The 14,608-nt window shown below is 57.8% G+C and carries 11 protein-coding genes; 1 reads left to right on the plus strand and 10 read right to left on the minus strand.

Features of this window, described 5'->3' with window-relative positions; genetic code table 11:
- Positions 1-58: 58 nt before the first annotated feature.
- Together PVT68_RS15890 and PVT68_RS15895 are read right to left on the minus strand one after the other, a co-directional pair.
- The gene (locus PVT68_RS15890; RefSeq protein ID WP_280319728.1) at positions 59-3,100 is read right to left on the minus strand and encodes an efflux RND transporter permease subunit; all 3,042 of its coding nucleotides are present in this window, start codon (positions 3,098-3,100) and stop codon (positions 59-61) included.
- 69 nt (positions 3,101-3,169) lie between these two features.
- Positions 3,170-4,336 (minus strand): efflux RND transporter periplasmic adaptor subunit, encoded by a 1,167-nt coding sequence (locus PVT68_RS15895; RefSeq protein WP_280319729.1) that lies wholly within the window; start codon positions 4,334-4,336, stop codon positions 3,170-3,172.
- Between the two features lie 251 nt (positions 4,337-4,587).
- On the opposite strand from PVT68_RS15895, the gene PVT68_RS15900 reads away from it, so the two are divergent.
- A complete protein-coding gene (locus PVT68_RS15900; RefSeq protein ID WP_280319732.1) occupies positions 4,588-5,253 on the plus strand; it encodes a TetR/AcrR family transcriptional regulator in 666 nt (221 codons plus the stop codon).
- 77 nt (positions 5,254-5,330) lie between these two features.
- On the opposite strand, the gene PVT68_RS15905 is transcribed toward PVT68_RS15900, so the two are convergent.
- The 8 genes from PVT68_RS15905 to PVT68_RS15940 all read right to left on the minus strand — a co-directional run bounded on the left by PVT68_RS15905 (position 5,331) and on the right by PVT68_RS15940 (position 14,590).
- On the minus strand, positions 5,331-6,092 hold the full coding sequence (locus PVT68_RS15905) for an ABC transporter permease (RefSeq protein ID WP_280319734.1): 762 nt from the start codon (positions 6,090-6,092) through the stop codon (positions 5,331-5,333).
- A 28-nt stretch (positions 6,093-6,120) separates the two neighbouring features.
- Complete coding sequence (locus PVT68_RS15910; RefSeq protein ID WP_280319736.1) at positions 6,121-7,068, minus strand: ABC transporter ATP-binding protein; 948 nt, start codon at positions 7,066-7,068, stop codon at positions 6,121-6,123.
- Positions 7,069-7,153: 85 nt separating this feature from the next.
- Positions 7,154-7,891 (minus strand): dienelactone hydrolase family protein, encoded by a 738-nt coding sequence (locus PVT68_RS15915; RefSeq protein WP_280319738.1) that lies wholly within the window; start codon positions 7,889-7,891, stop codon positions 7,154-7,156.
- 143 nt (positions 7,892-8,034) lie between these two features.
- Positions 8,035-8,721, minus strand: a complete 687-nt coding sequence (gene trmH, locus PVT68_RS15920; RefSeq protein WP_280319739.1) for a tRNA (guanosine(18)-2'-O)-methyltransferase TrmH — start codon at positions 8,719-8,721, stop codon at positions 8,035-8,037.
- A 67-nt stretch (positions 8,722-8,788) separates the two neighbouring features.
- Complete coding sequence (locus PVT68_RS15925) at positions 8,789-9,082, minus strand: antibiotic biosynthesis monooxygenase family protein (protein ID WP_280319741.1); 294 nt, start codon at positions 9,080-9,082, stop codon at positions 8,789-8,791.
- Positions 9,072-10,316, minus strand: coding sequence for an MFS transporter (locus PVT68_RS15930; protein ID WP_280319743.1), 1,245 nt, complete (start codon positions 10,314-10,316; stop codon positions 9,072-9,074). The genes PVT68_RS15925 and PVT68_RS15930 overlap by 11 nt, the downstream gene beginning before the upstream one ends.
- Before the next feature lie 112 nt (positions 10,317-10,428).
- Positions 10,429-11,682, minus strand: coding sequence for a molybdopterin molybdotransferase MoeA (gene moeA / locus PVT68_RS15935; protein ID WP_280319745.1), 1,254 nt, complete (start codon positions 11,680-11,682; stop codon positions 10,429-10,431).
- A 190-nt stretch (positions 11,683-11,872) separates the two neighbouring features.
- Complete coding sequence (locus PVT68_RS15940; RefSeq protein WP_280319747.1) at positions 11,873-14,590, minus strand: nitrate reductase; 2,718 nt, start codon at positions 14,588-14,590, stop codon at positions 11,873-11,875.
- Positions 14,591-14,608: the final 18 nt, after the last annotated feature.

Here is a 14,608-nt window from a genome sequence, read left to right on the forward strand (position 1 = left end):
TGGAGGTTTTCGATAAAAAGCCGAGGCTGAAACCCCTCGGCTTTTTATTTTCTAATTTTTACCGTTCCTTGACCCGAAACCACGCCGCATACAGCGCCGGCAAAAACAGCAGTGTCAGCGCCGTGGCGACAATCAGTCCACCCATGATGGCCACCGCCATGGGGCCAAAAAAATCACTGCGCGAAAGCGGGATCATCGCCAGTACGGCAGTGAGAGCGGTCAGCACAATGGGGCGGAAGCGGCGCACGGTAGACTCCACAATCGCGTCCCAGGGAGTGAGCCCCTCCCGTTTATCCTGCTCGATCTGATCTACCAGAATCACCGAGTTGCGCATGATCATCCCGGCCAGGGCAATGGTGCCGAGCATGGCTACGAAGCCGAACGGCTTATTGAACAGTAACAGGAACAGGGTGACGCCGATAATTCCCAGTGGAGCAGTCAGAAACACCATGGTGGAGAGGGAAAAACTGCGTAATTGCAGCATCAACAGCGTAAATACCACCAGCAGGAACAGCGGCATACCGGCGTTGACGGATTTTTGTCCGCGCCCAGATTCTTCAACACTGCCACCGATTTCGAGCAGGTAGCCCGGAGGCAATTCGGCGCGCAGACTCTCCAGCTGTGGCCAGATTTCGGCTACTACGGTTGCCGGTTGCTGGGTACCGTAAATATCCGCGCGCACGGTTACCGTCGGCAAGCGGTCGCGGTGCCAGATGACCCCTTCCTCGAATGCGTAATCCAGTGTTGCCACCTGATTCAGTGGCAGGGCGTCTCCGCGGTCGGTCTGCACCGCGAGGTTGCCAAGCTGCGCCAGTGCCTGACGCTCCTGTTCCTCGCCGCGCACGGTCACCGCAATCAGCTCGTTGTCTTCCCGGTACTGGCCCACCGCGGCACCGGAGAGCGACCCCTGCAGAGCCTGGGAAAGCGCCGCACTGCTTACACCCATTTGCCGCGCACGTGCCTGGTCCACGTCCAGGTTCACCACCTTGCTGGGTTCTTCCCAGTCCAGGTGTACATTGGCCACAGCGTCATTGCCGCGGACAATGTCCGCCACCTCGCGGGCGATGCGGCGTATCTCGGGGATATGTTCTCCTGATACCCGGAACTGCACCGGGTAGCCTACCGGCGGCCCGTTTTCCAGGCGGGATATACGCGTGCGCACCGCGGGGAACTGCTCGCTCAGGGTGGCAATCAGCCATTGGCGTACCGCCTCTCGCTCCTCGATATTGCGGGTCAGCACAACAAATTGCGCGAAACTCGCTGCCGGCAGTTGCTGGTCCAGTGGCAGGTAAAAGCGTGGGGAACCAGTGCCCACATAGGCTACATAGTTTTCCACCTGCGGATGTTGCGACAGCAACTTTTCCAGACGCATGGCTTCCTCTTCCGTGGCCCGCAGAGAAGCACCTTCATTCAGCTTCAGGTCCACCATCAGTTCCAGGCGTGCGGAAGAGGGGAAGAACTGCTGCGGTACAAAGCGGAACAGCATGAGCGCACCGACAAACACCATGACTGTAAGCAGAAGTACGGTTTTGCGGTAGCGCAGGCACCATTGCAGGACCTGGCGGAAGCGCTGGTAAAACGGTTTCTGGTAGGGGTCGACGTGGCTGGTTTGTGCGCCGTGTTCCGGCAATAGGCGGTTGCCGAGATAGGGAACAAAAATCACCGCGGCTATCCATGACGCCAGCAGCGACAGGGTGACCACCTGGAAAATCGAGCGGGTGTATTCGCCGGTACCGGATTGGGCGGTGGCAATGGGCAGAAAGCCCGCGGCGGTAATCAGGGTGCCGGTCAACATGGGGAAAGCCGTGCTGGTCCAGGCAAAGCCTGCCGCTTTCAGGCGGGAGAAGCCCTGCTCCATTTTGATCGCCATCATTTCCACCGCGATGATGGCGTCGTCCACCATCAGGCCGAGTGCCAGCACCAGGGCGCCGAGAGAAATTTTATGCAGGCCGATATTGAAATAGTTCATCAGTGCGAAGGTCATCGCCAGCACCAGTGGAATCGACAGCGCCACCACCAGACCGGTGCGGAACCCCAGGGAGAAAAAACTCACCAGCATCACAATGATGAGCGCTTCCACGAGGACCTTGACGAATTCGCCCACGCCGCTTTTCACCGCGGCCGGCTGGTCGGAGACCTTGCGCAGCTCAAGCCCCAGTGGAAGATCCTGCTGCAGCTCAGCGACTGCCGTATCCAGCCGCTCGCCCAACTGCAGAATATCGCCGCCGGCTTTCATGGACACCGCGATGCCGATGGCGTCCTCCCCCATAAAGCGCATGCGTGGCTGGGGCGGGTCGCTGAAGCCACGTTCGACGCGGGCAAAATCTCCCAGGGTAAGGGTGTGTCCGTTGGCATAAATCGGGAACTGGCGGATTTCCTCCTCGCTCTGGAACTGGCCGCTGACCCGGATACGCACACGGTCTGATACCGCTTCCACAAAGCCCGCTTCCGCCATCTGATTCTGCGCCTGCAGCGCGGACTGCACGGCGGCGAGGGGGATGCCCAGCGAGGCCAGCTTGGCATTGGATATTTCCACCCAGATCCGTTCGTCCTGCAGGCCGAGGAATTCCACTTTGCCCACGTCGTCTACCCGTTGCAGTGACAGCTGCAGGCGGTCGGCGTAATCCTTCAACAGCGCATAGTCAAAACCCTCGCCGGTGAGTGCATAAATATTGCCGAAAGTGGTGCCAAACTCATCGTTGAAAAATGGCCCCTGGATATCCGGTGGCAGGGTGTGGCGGATATCGCCGACCTTTTTCCGTACCTGATACCAGAGGTCGGGAATTTCTGCAGAACGCATACTGTCGCGTGCCACAAACATTACTTGTGACTGACCGGGACGCGAGAATGAGGTGATGCGCTCGTAGTCGCCCGTCTCCATCAGTTTCTTTTCGATGCGCTCGGTAATCTGGCGGGAGACCTCCTCGGCGCTGGCCCCAGGCCACTGGGTATTCACCACCATCACCTTGAAGGTAAACGGTGGGTCCTCGCTCTGCCCCAATTGGGTGTACGACAATGCGCCCATCAGGCTCAGTATGAGCATGGCGTAGAGCACCAGCGGACGGTTTTTCAGTGCCCACTCGGAAAGATTGAATCGCATAGTGATGTATCCCGACGGTATGCGGTGGTACTGTTAATTTTTGGAGTTTTCGCAGACAAGCGGAGCTTGTCAGAAGCTCTTGGCCACGGAGTTTTCCAGCTCAATCGGGCGGTTGCGACGGTCCACTGGGCGCACCTGTTGCCCTTCGCTTACCAGTTGGGTTCCGGCGGCGACGATCCAGTCCTGCGGCGTCAGGTCTGCGATAACTTCCGCGGTGTCCTCGCCAAAGCGGATAACTCGCACGCTGGCTTTGTGCAGGGTGAATTTTTCCGGGTCCAGCTTCCATACATGGGCCTGGTTTTCGTCAGCGGTAATGGCGGCCATAGGCAATTGTATGGATGGGTGGCCTGCCGCGGATTTTTCTGCGAATCCGGTACGTGCAAACACCCGCGCACTCTGTCCCGGTTGTGCATTGGCCGCATTGTTGTCGAACGCCACCCGCGCCTCAAAGGTGCGCAGACCCGCTTCTGCAGCGGGAGAGATTTCCCGCACCTGCCCGGCAAACGGGGTACCGGGATTCGACCAGAGTTCAATATTGACCGGCTGCCCCACCGCGAACTGGTCGACTTGCTGCTCTGGAATATCGATGCGTACTTCCCGCTCACCGTCAGCGGCGAGTACGAACGCCGCCTGTCCGGCACTGACTACCTGACCGGCGTCGATCATACGGCGAGCGATCACGCCGTCGCGGGGCGCTTTGAGTACCGTGTAATCTGCCTGATTGCTCGCTACCTTCCACTGGGCGCGGGCGCGCTCAAGCTGCGCGATACTGGTTTCATGCCGGGTATGAACTACATCAAACTGGGATTCGCCGATCAACTTGCGGGCCAGCAGTTCCCGGTAGCGGGTCAGTTCATTGGCCGCATTGCGCTTTTCCGTTTCCGCCGCCTGTAGCTGCGCGTGCGCCGCGTCCCGCTGCAGCAGCAGGTCCTCTGAATCCAGCTCGGCCAGGGACTGCCCCCGCTTTACCCGGTCTCCCGCTTCCACCAGCCGCCGGGTTACTGCGCCGCCGACCCGGAATGCCAGTGTGGGTTCATGCCGGGCACGCACTTCGCCGGGGTAGACTGCCAGTTGCTCGCCGGCGACCACCGGGTGCACCACAATAGCGGGGCGGGGCGGTTTGATCGCGCTGGTATCCGGCGGCGTGCAGGCGCTCAGGACCAGGGCCGCGATCAGGCCTGCAAGCCGCAGGAACCGCTTGGGGTGAGCAATATGAGGGGGTGGGAAGCGGTACATAAATGCCTCATTCCTTGTGGTGCACAATGTGTAAATCAGGTTTCTGGGTGGGTAAGCGAGCGTAAACTGGTACAGTTGTACCTCTGCCTGCCCGGCGCCTATTGCTATACTGATGAGTATAGTAAATATATTAAACTCGTGAGTCCATTAATTGGGTGGCCGCGAGCGCGTGTTTCAACTCTTGTTTTCAGTCCGGTTATTAGGCCGGCAGGGTAGGGGTGAGAGACACGATAGAGTGATGATGACGACCTATGAGCGAACCGATTTCTTCTCCTGTAACTTCCTCTCCCGCAGTCAATGCCGGCCGAGGTCGTCCGAAAGACCCCGCCAAGCGACAGGCGATTCTGGATGCCGCCAAGAATCTGTTCCTGGCTCACGGGTTTACCGGCACCAGTATGGATGCGGTGGCCTCGGAAGCGGGTGTCTCCAAGCTGACGGTCTACAACCACTTTTCCGACAAGGAGACGCTGTTTACTTCCGCCATTGAGGCCAAGTGCGCAAATGTGATGCCGGTGGTGATGTTCAACCTCGAGCCGGGAGCGGCCGCGGCAGAGATGCTGCAGAAGATCGGTGAGGCGTTTCTGCAGATGCTGTATCACGAGGACACACTGAAGCTGATGCGCCTGATCAGTGCTGTTGGCTCGCAGGACCAGACCATGGCCAACCTTTTTTTCGAGGCCGGCCCTATGCGCACCCGCGGTGAAATGATCCGCTTTCTCAGCCGTGCTCGGGATCTGGGGCAGCTTCAGGTTCATGACCCCCATCGTGCGTCTGAACTGTTCTTTGGCATGTTGCAGGGCGGCTGCACACATATCCAGATCATGCTGGGTTGCAGCGAGCCGCCTTCTACTCAGGAAATTGCCGCGCATGTGGCGGAAGTGGTGCGGGTTTTCATCCGCGCCTATCAGCCCTCCTGAGTAAAATCAGATTGCAATAAAAAAGCCCGCAGGAATGATTCCTGCGGGCTTTTTTATTGGCGGTACTGGTGAGTGGTTCAGTTGCGAATCTTGTAACCAGTACGGAAAATCCACCAAACCGCTCCCATACATGCGAACAAAAATAGCAATGTCATTGTCAGGCTGATACCCACATTCACATCGGCAACTCCGTAAAATGCCCAGCGGAAGCCACTGATCAAGTACACAACCGGGTTGAACAGGGTCACCTTCTGCCAGAATTCCGGCAGCATATTGATGGAGTAGAAGGCACCGCCGAGAAAAGTCAGCGGGGTGATCACCATCAGCGGGATGATCTGCAGTTTCTGGAAGTCATCCGCCCATACGCCGATGATAAAGCCGAACATGCTGAAGGTAACCGCCGTCAAAATGAGGAAGCCGATCATCCAGATGGGATGGGCGATGTCGTAGTCCACAAAAAAACGCGCGGTGATCAGGATCAGCAGGCCGATAATCACAGACTTGGTGGCTGCTGCGCCAACGTAACCGGCGACAACTTCGAATGCGGATACCGGTGCGGAGAGTACCTCGTAAATGGTGCCGGAAAATTTCGGGAAGAAAATGCCAAACGACGCGTTGGAAATACTTTCCGATAACAGCGAAAGCATGATCAGCCCGGGAATGATAAAGGCTCCGTAACTGACCCCCTCGATCTCGCCGAGTCGTCCGCCGATGGCGGTACCGAACACAATAAAGTACAGGCAGGTGGAAATCACCGGCCAGGCAATACTTTGCATAAGGGTGCGCCGGGTACGGTCCATTTCAAATTTGTAAATGGCGCGGATGCCGTGAACGTTCATTAGTCTATTTCCTTTTTCGCTTTCCGGCTCATCCGGCCTGATGGCGTTCGCTCTGGTTCTGGTGCACCAGATTGACGAAAATTTCTTCCAGTGAACTCTCGCTGGAGTGCAGGTCCTTAAACTCGATCCCATGCTGGTTCAGTGCGCGTAACAGGTCGGCAATTCCGGTGTGTTCGTGCTGTGTATCGAAGGTGTAGATCAGCTGGTTGCCATCGTCTGTAACTTCCAGCGCGAATGCGTTTAAGGGTTCCGGCAGTGCCTGGACCGGGCTCTGCAGTTGAATTGCCAGCTGCTTTTTGCCCAGCTTGCGCATGAGTGTGTGCTTGTCTTCCACCAGCACCAGTTCGCCGCGATTGATCACACCGATACGGTCCGCCATTTCCTCGGCTTCTTCGATGTAGTGGGTGGTGAGAATCACGGTTACACCGCTCTCGCGCAGTCCGCGCACCATTTCCCACATATCCCGGCGCAGTTCTACGTCCACGCCTGCGGTGGGCTCGTCGAGAAACAGGATGGAAGGTTCGTGGGACAGGGCTTTGGCAATCATCACCCGGCGCTTCATACCACCGGATAGCGCCATGATTTTGCTGTCTTTTTTCTCCCACAACGACAATTGACGCAGGACCTTTTCGATGTGCGCGGGATCTGGCGCCTTGCCAAACAGACCGCGACTGAAATTCACCGTGGCCCACACGCTCTCGAAGGAGTCGGTGGACAGTTCCTGGGGCACCAGACCAATCTTGCTGCGTGCAGCGCGGAATTCCCGCTGGATATCGTGGCCGTCGGCGGTGACGTTGCCGCTGGTTGGATTGACGATGCCGCAGATGATACTGATCAGCGTGGTTTTACCGGCGCCATTGGGGCCGAGCAGGGCGAATATTTCGCCGCGCTTGATGTCGAGGTCGACGGATTTGAGTGCGGTAAAACCACCAGCGTAGGTTTTACCGACGTCCTGAATGGAAATGATCGGTTGCACGTTTCCCCCTGTGAACTTGTTGGCGGCGGCCATTGTGCCCCGAAGGCTACGACCGGCGCCAGCACTGGGGGATGACGCGACGGCTTTATTCGCCGAAACCGCCAAAGATTTTGCTGTAGAACGCAATCGCGCCTTCGTAGGCGTCGTTGGCGGCGTCTTCGTTATAAGCGAGGGGGATACCGAATTTTTCACCCCGGCCGGTAGCGGCAGGATTGGTGAAACCGTGCTTGGCACCCGGGTAGCTGATTACATCAAAGCGCACGCCTCCGTTTTGCATTTCCTGTACGAAGTTGGCCACGTCCTGCGCGGGAATCATGTCGTCGTCACCACCGGTGTAGACCTGGATCTGTGCCTTGACGTCACCGGGATTGAATTTGATGTCAGTCTGCAGCGCACCGTGGAAGCTGACCACACCTTTCAGCGGCAGGCCCAGCCGTGCCATGGTGAGGGCGACGGCTCCGCCAAAGCAGTAGCCCTGCGCGGCTACCTGGCCGGCTTCTACGGTTTCGTGGGCATTGATCAGGTCGAGGGCAGCCTGGAAGCGCTTCAGGGGTGCACCTTCGGTTGCGATGGTTTTATTCATCAGGGCAGCGGCGTCTGTGGGGTTGTCGGCGCCCACACCGGTGCCGTACATGTCGAGGGCAAAGGCAGTGTAACCTTCGGCGGCGAGGCGCTCAGCTTCTTCGCGGGTAAAGTCGTTCAATCCCCACCATTCATGCACCAGAAGAATGGCGGGACGTTTACCTTCAATGCTGTCGTCATAGGCCAGGTAACCGGTAAAGGATTCGCCGTCGATGGTGTATTCGATATCTTCTGTGTGCATCTTTTGCTCCATGCAGAGTCGGTTTGAATTCGCAGCCGAGAGGGTAGTCCCGTAGGTTGGGCAAAGCAACGCGTGTCCAACAATTGAGTCTTGTGGCAGCAAAGCCCATACCCGGCGCTTTACTTTCGTATCGCAGTCCGGAGTTACAGACTGGGTTGGCGGTATCTTGGATCTTTTGGCGGAATGATATCCCCGTCCTCATCCAGCTCAGGAAATGGCAAGCCGTGTTTCTCGCAATACTTGACCATCTTCGGGTGCATCCAGCGGAACAGGATGTCTTTGATTGCCGGATCTTCCTCGTCGAGGGTTTTGTTGTCATAAAGCCCGGCGTTCTGCCGCTGGCGCATGGCTTCCTGCAGGATGATCGCGGCGGCGACGCTGACGTTGTAGCTTTCCACCATACCGATGATGGGGATAGTCACATGGTTGTCGGCGTGCTCGGCGGCATAGTCACTCAATCCATGTTTTTCGGCGCCCATGATCAGCGCGAAAGGTCGGGTGTAATCTGCCGCGCGGAAGTCGATGGCGCGCTCGGACCAGTGGGCGGCGTAGAGGTGCATGCCGCGACGTTTGAGCTCGGCCATGCCGGTTTCAATATCCGGGTAGACAGCATTACCGGTGAAGCGGCCGCTGCCGCCGGCGGTGTTGTGATAGAGCAGGTGGCCGTAGCTGGGCTGCACCATGTGGATTTCGGGGATGCCGACGGCATCGGCAGTGCGCAGCATGGCGGAGATATTCTGGCCTTTGTGCACCTGGTCGGTGAGCAGGGTCATGTCGTGCTGGCGCTGGCATAGCACCTGTTTGAATTTCTCGTAACGGCTGCGGCTCATGGTACTTCAATCGTCTGAGTTCTAAGCTGGCCGCGAATTATAGCACTCCGCCTTCGTATTTGAGTTTTTACAGTCCGACTCGTACGTAGTGTTCCACTTCAGGAAATGGCTCATAGAAGTGGTGGAGCAGCGCTTTCCAGTCCTGATATTCGGGAGATTTTCGAAAGCCTTCGGTGTGGTCTTCCAGTTTCTCCCAATTGACCAGAAGAATGTAACGGTTGTCTTTTTCCAGGCATTTCTGTAGTTGATGACTGATGTAGCCGGGCATAGAGGAAATGATTTTCTGGGCCGTGGAAAAGGCGTGTTCGAATTTTTCAGCTTCGCCCGGTATTACATCGAGAATGGCAACTTCAAGAATCATAGTTTGCCTCCGGGTTATTTTTGCACATGGTGATGAACATGGCGATGGCGGCCAGTGCCAGTGGGGTGAATGAAACGGCGAGTACCGCATTCCATCCGTAAGCACTCAGGATGCCGCCGGAGGCGAAGGAGGCGACGGCCATCAAGGTGAAAACGATAAAATCATTAAAGGACTGGACGCGGGTTTTTTCTTCCGGCCTGTGGCATTCCATCACCAGCGCCGAGGCACCGAGGAAACCGAAATTCCAGCCGATGCCGAGCACAATCAACGTGCCCCAGAAGTGAATGACTTCAGCGCCCCAGAGGCCGATAACCGCGGAGATTCCGGTAAGCAGAAGACCCAGTGCCGTGATTCGCCCGGCGCCGAAGCGGGTTATGAGTGTCCCGGTGAAAAAACTGGGGGCGTACATGGCGATGACATGCCATTGCAGGCCGAGGTTGGACGATTCGTGAGAGTGCCCGTGCAAATACATAGCGAGGGGGGCGGCGGTCATGATGAAGTTCATGAGTGTGTAGGTAACGGCGCCACAAGTGACCGCGGCAATAAATTGTGGTTGCCGAAGAATGACCGCAAGCGGACGCCCGCCGGCCTTTTCCGCGGCGGTGGGCACGGGCAGCCGGACACCGAGCAGAATAAACCCACAAGCGGCGGCCACGACCGCCTGTGCCAGGAAGGTGGCAACATATAGCGGCTCTGGCCACATATGCATGGTCCAGTTCACCAGTTGGGGACCGATTACCCCGGAGACCACGCCTCCGGCCATTACCATCGACAGCGCCTTGGCCTTGCGCTGGGGAGCCACCGCATCTGCCGCGGCGAAACGGAAAGACAGCACAACGGCCGCATAGGCACCGCCCAAAAAGGTAGCGGCGCAGAACAGCCAGAACCATCCCGCCATCATGGCGAACATCGACAGAATACCGGTCAGCACCCCGGCGCCAGTCCCGGCCAGAAAAGCCGTGCGGCGACCATAGCGCCCGGCAATTGCTCCGGCGGGAAGAATACACACCGCCATACCGACAACAAACAAGGAGATGGGCAGGGTTGCCAGCAGCGGCGAGGGTGCGAGCATATTGCCGACAATGGCACCGGTTGCATAGACGATTATGGAATTCGCACCAGACAATGCCTGCGCGATGGTTAACCGCCAGAGGTTGCCGCGTTGCTCGCGAGCATCTGGTGCATCGTCCGATGTATCAACAGACTCATTTGTCAGCGTGTTACTGTCTTCCATAGAAGAATACCGTTTGTGTAAAACGATGGCAGGCCCGGTCAAGAGACCCGGCCGGGAGTGGTAGCGGGCTTTAACGCCTGATCACTACCACGAAAGGGGCGAGGTAATTTTTTTACTTCAGGGGCGCCGTAAATGGTTCGACGGTTACCCAGTCTCCGGTTTCGCAATCTCCGCCTTCACGGGGTAATACGACAAAACAGTTGGCGGCGGCAAATCCGGAGAGAATATGGCTCCCTTGAATTCCGCGGGTTTCCACGACCTGAATCCCATCTTCATCGCGGTAGGTAAATCCGCGCTGGTAATCTGTGCGCCCGGGTTTCTTGCGGATGTCGTTTAACAGTCGTGCGCGAACCTGTAACGGCGCTTGCCTGTGTAGTTCCGCGGTGCCGCGCAGTTTTTCCAGGGCGGGAACCACCAGTTGATACAGGGTAACGATGGCGGATACCGGGTTTCCCGGCAAGCCAAAGAACAGGGTTTCTCCCTGCGCTTTGGGCAGGCGACCAAAAGCAAAGGGTTTGCCGGGTTTGATGGCGAGTTTCCAGAAGCCGATTTCGCCCAGTTCCTGTAAAACGGTTTTGGTGTAGTCCGCTTCCCCGACGGAAACACCGCCGCTGGTAATGACAAAATCCGCGTGGTCGCGGGCCTGCACAAACGCATCCCGTATTTTATCCGGTTGATCCGGCCAGCAGCCCAGATCCAGGATATCCATGTCCAGCTGTTCCAGTGCGGCCTGCAGGGCAATACGGTTGCTATCGTAAATATCGCCGTCGCCCAGTTCGGCTGCCGGTGTGCCAATGGGCTTCAGTTCATCGCCGATGGAGAGCAACGCGGCTTTCAGTTTACGCACTACTGTCACTTGAGCCACACCGGCGGCGGCGAGCAGGGCGATATGGGGGACCTTGATTTTGGCACCTAGGGGAATGAGGCTCTGGCCTGTATGTACGTCCTCGCCACGACGACGGATATTTTCACCGGGTATGGCGGGGCGGCTCATGCTCAACTGGTCACCGTCCAGTGTGCAGTTTTCCTGCATCTGCACCCGATCCGCGCCCGTGGGTACGGCGGCACCGGTGGTGATACGGGTAGCCTGGCCCGGCTCGAGAGTACCTGAAAACGGGTGGCCCGCAAGGCTCTTGCCGATGATGGTGTAACTGTTGTGTTCGCCACAGAGGGCGTAGCCGTCCATGGCGGAGTTGTCGCAGGGAGGCAGGTCCAGTTCCGCCAATACCGGTGCAGCCAGCACACGTCCACACGCCTGACTTAGCGGAATGGTTTCGGTTGCCGTAATCGGGTTGATGCTGTCGATCAGCATCTGTTTGGCGGCTTCTACAGAGCGCAGGCCGTTTTCTGCACAGGCGTCGGACATAGTTCTTGTCTTTGATTCATGTAATTGATTGGCAAGATAGCTGGCTCAGCAGGGTTCTGCCAAGCCCTGACGAAGGGCTGGTTGTGGCGTCACCGTCACAGGTCACGAACTGAAGGCCGTGGTACTAACTTGGGTACTTTGCCTTCGCATCTAAGAAAGGTACTTGTCGGGGAATACTTTGAGCGTTGACTTACCCAACCGCGACCGCGAGATTGGTATTCAAAAGTGCTGAGATTTCCGGTTTGCAGGATCCGCAGTTGGTACCGCAGCCCAGTAGCTCACCCAACTCTTCAACCGAGGCCACCCCTTCGGCGATGGCAGTTTCGATTTCCTTGCGGGAAACCTGCAAACAGGTGCATACCATCTGAGCGCCTGGGGGAACGTCATGTAGAAGTTTGGCTGGGGCGTCCGGCAGTGGTTGTTGCAGGGCATTTTCCAGGGTTTTACGATCCGGCAGGGTCTGCCAGTCGGCGCTGGTGAATACCAGTAATTCCATTTCTTCGCTATGCAGCAGCCAGCGTTCGCCGCTGGGCAATTGCAGTCGCTTGCGATTGAGTTGCCTGCCGCTCAGGTTGAACAGCTTGTCTGCCATTGATTGCCAGTCCGGCTGTTTTTTCAGGACGAGTTCGAAGCGGTAACCGCCTTCTACCGGTACGCGGTACCAGTGCAGAATGGTTTCGAATAGTTGGGCGTCGCCGGTCTGTAATCGGCTGTGGAGTTCTTCTGCGGCTTTGGTGCGCAGTAACAGGCAAGCATAGCTGTGGGCGGAAAGAGGTTCTACGTTCACCGCGACCTGTTTCAGCTCTGGCTGGCCGGAAACGGGGTCGGTGACGGGAATGGCCAGGGCACTGACGGTCGCGTTGTAGGCGAGGCTGTCGCTCCAGTGGATGGGGGCGAACAATTGACCAGGCTTCTGGTTCGAGGTGACTTTGGCGCGACCGAAGAACTGGCCTTTTTCACTTTCAACGCGCACCAGTTGCGCGTCTTCAATACCAAACCTGGCGGCGTCCCGGGGGTGCAGGTGCAGCTCCGGGGCCTCGCTGTGGTCCAGCAGTTTACGCGCGCGGCCGGTGCGGGTCATGGTGTGCCACTGATCGCGCAGGCGGCCGCTGTTCAGTAACAGGGGAAATTCTTCGCGGGTTTCCTGTTTCGGGCACTGCGGCTGGACGGGGATAAAGCGCGCGCGCCCGTTGGGGGTGTAGAAGTCGCCATCACTGAACAGGCGCACGGCGCCGTGGGGGTGTTCGGCATTGACCGGCCATTGTACCGGAGTCAGGAAGTCGTACTCCTGGTCACTGATATTGGCCAGCGCGGAAATATCAAACGCGCGACGGGCCTGGTCCCGGTTGTTTTCGAAACCGGACAGGGCGGCGTGTTCGCGGAAAATATCGGCGGCGGACTGGAAGTCGAAGGCCTCAGCAAAGCCGAGTCGCCTGGCCACGTCGCAAATGATTTCCCAATCGTGGCGGGCTTTGCCGGGTTTGGGGAGAAAGCTTTTCTGGCGGGAGATACGGCGCTCGGAGTTGGTAACGGTACCGTTTTTTTCGCCCCAGGTCGTTGCCGGCAGTAACAGGTCGGCACAGCGAGCGGTGTCCGTGTCGCCCACACAGTCGGAGACGATCACCGTCGGGCAGTTTTTCAGGGCGGCGGCCACACGGCGCGCGTCCGGCATACTCACCGCTGGATTGGTGGCCATGATCCACACGGCTTTGATTTCGCCGCGTTCTACTGCGTCGAACAGCTCCACCGCCTTGAGCCCCGGAGCTTTCGCCATCTTTGCCGCATCCCAGAAACGGCCAACACGGTTGATATTGTCATCGGTGAAATCCATATGTGCGGCGAGCATATTTGCCAGCCCGCCAACTTCGCGACCACCCATGGCATTGGGTTGGCCGGTAATGGAAAAGGGACCACAGCCGGGCTTGCCGATGCGACCGGTTGCCAGGTGGCAGTTTATGATGGCGTTGTTCTTGTCGGTGCCGGTGCTGGACTGGTTGACGCCCTGGGAGTAGAAACTGATGGTTTTTTCTGTGGTGCGAAACAGATCGTAAAATTCAAGTAACTGCGCCAGTTCCACACGGCAGTACTCTGCCACCTTCTCTGGCGTCCACTCCGCGGCTGCGTAGAGCGTATCGGTAAAATTGTCCGTGTGGTTGTGGATAAACGCCTGATCCAATCCGCCGAATTCGGTGAGCCCATATTCGGACAGATAGCGCAACAGGCCGTTAAACAGCGCCGCGTCACTGCCCGGCGTAATCGCCAGATGCATATCCGCCATTTCACTGGTGGCACTGCCGCGGGGGTCAACCACTACGAGTTTGGCATTGGCCGCCTGCATCCGCTGGAACAGAATCGGGTGCGTCCATGCCGCGTTGGAGCCGATCAGCACCACCAGCTCGGCCTCGTCCAGGTCCTCGTAATTGCACGGTACCGCATCCGCACCCAGCGCGCGTTTGTAAGCGGCGACTGCGGACGACATACACAGACGGGAGTTAGTATCCACGTTCGCCGTGCCGATAAATCCCTTCATCAGCTTGTTGGCAACGTAATAGTCTTCAGTCAGCAGCTGACCGGACAGGTAAAAGGCGACCGAGTCCGGGCCATGTTCGTCGATGGTTTCGCGCAGTTTGGAAGTGGCAAACGCCATTGCCGTTTCCCAGTCGCATTCTTTACCGTGCAACTGTGGCTTCAACAGACGTCCGTGGTTACCCAGAGTATCCGCGAGAGATGAACCCTTAACACACAGCTTGCCCTTGTTGGCAGGGTGCTGCTCGTCGCCCTGAATGCGAATCACATCTTCGCCATTACCTGGGCTCGACTCTCTCGTCGCCGCCACCCCGCAACCTACACCACAATAGGGGCAGGTGGTACAGGAACGGCGGGCGCTGAACAGTTCTGTTAATGCCATCTTCGACTGCTTGTAATT

This window comes from Microbulbifer bruguierae, from assembly GCF_029869925.1.
In the GTDB taxonomy this organism is placed as follows: Bacteria; Pseudomonadota; Gammaproteobacteria; order Pseudomonadales; family Cellvibrionaceae; genus Microbulbifer; species Microbulbifer bruguierae.

What these genes read in the sequence shown, in the direction of transcription:
- PVT68_RS15895 (WP_280319729.1), bottom strand. Translation starts at nt 4,336, where the DNA reads ATGTACCGCTTCCCACCCCCTCATATTGCTCACCCCAAGCGGTTCCTG.
- PVT68_RS15905 (WP_280319734.1), bottom strand. Translation starts at nt 6,092, where the DNA reads ATGAACGTTCACGGCATCCGCGCCATTTACAAATTTGAAATGGACCGT.
- PVT68_RS15890 (WP_280319728.1), bottom strand. Translation starts at nt 3,100, where the DNA reads ATGCGATTCAATCTTTCCGAGTGGGCACTGAAAAACCGTCCGCTGGTG.
- trmH (WP_280319739.1), bottom strand. Translation starts at nt 8,721, where the DNA reads ATGAGCCGCAGCCGTTACGAGAAATTCAAACAGGTGCTATGCCAGCGC.
- moeA (WP_280319745.1), bottom strand. Translation starts at nt 11,682, where the DNA reads ATGTCCGACGCCTGTGCAGAAAACGGCCTGCGCTCTGTAGAAGCCGCC.
- PVT68_RS15940 (WP_280319747.1), bottom strand. Translation starts at nt 14,590, where the DNA reads ATGGCATTAACAGAACTGTTCAGCGCCCGCCGTTCCTGTACCACCTGC.
- PVT68_RS15930 (WP_280319743.1), bottom strand. Translation starts at nt 10,316, where the DNA reads ATGGAAGACAGTAACACGCTGACAAATGAGTCTGTTGATACATCGGAC.
- PVT68_RS15925 (WP_280319741.1), bottom strand. Translation starts at nt 9,082, where the DNA reads ATGATTCTTGAAGTTGCCATTCTCGATGTAATACCGGGCGAAGCTGAA.
- PVT68_RS15915 (WP_280319738.1), bottom strand. Translation starts at nt 7,891, where the DNA reads ATGCACACAGAAGATATCGAATACACCATCGACGGCGAATCCTTTACC.
- PVT68_RS15900 (WP_280319732.1), top strand. Translation starts at nt 4,588, where the DNA reads ATGAGCGAACCGATTTCTTCTCCTGTAACTTCCTCTCCCGCAGTCAAT.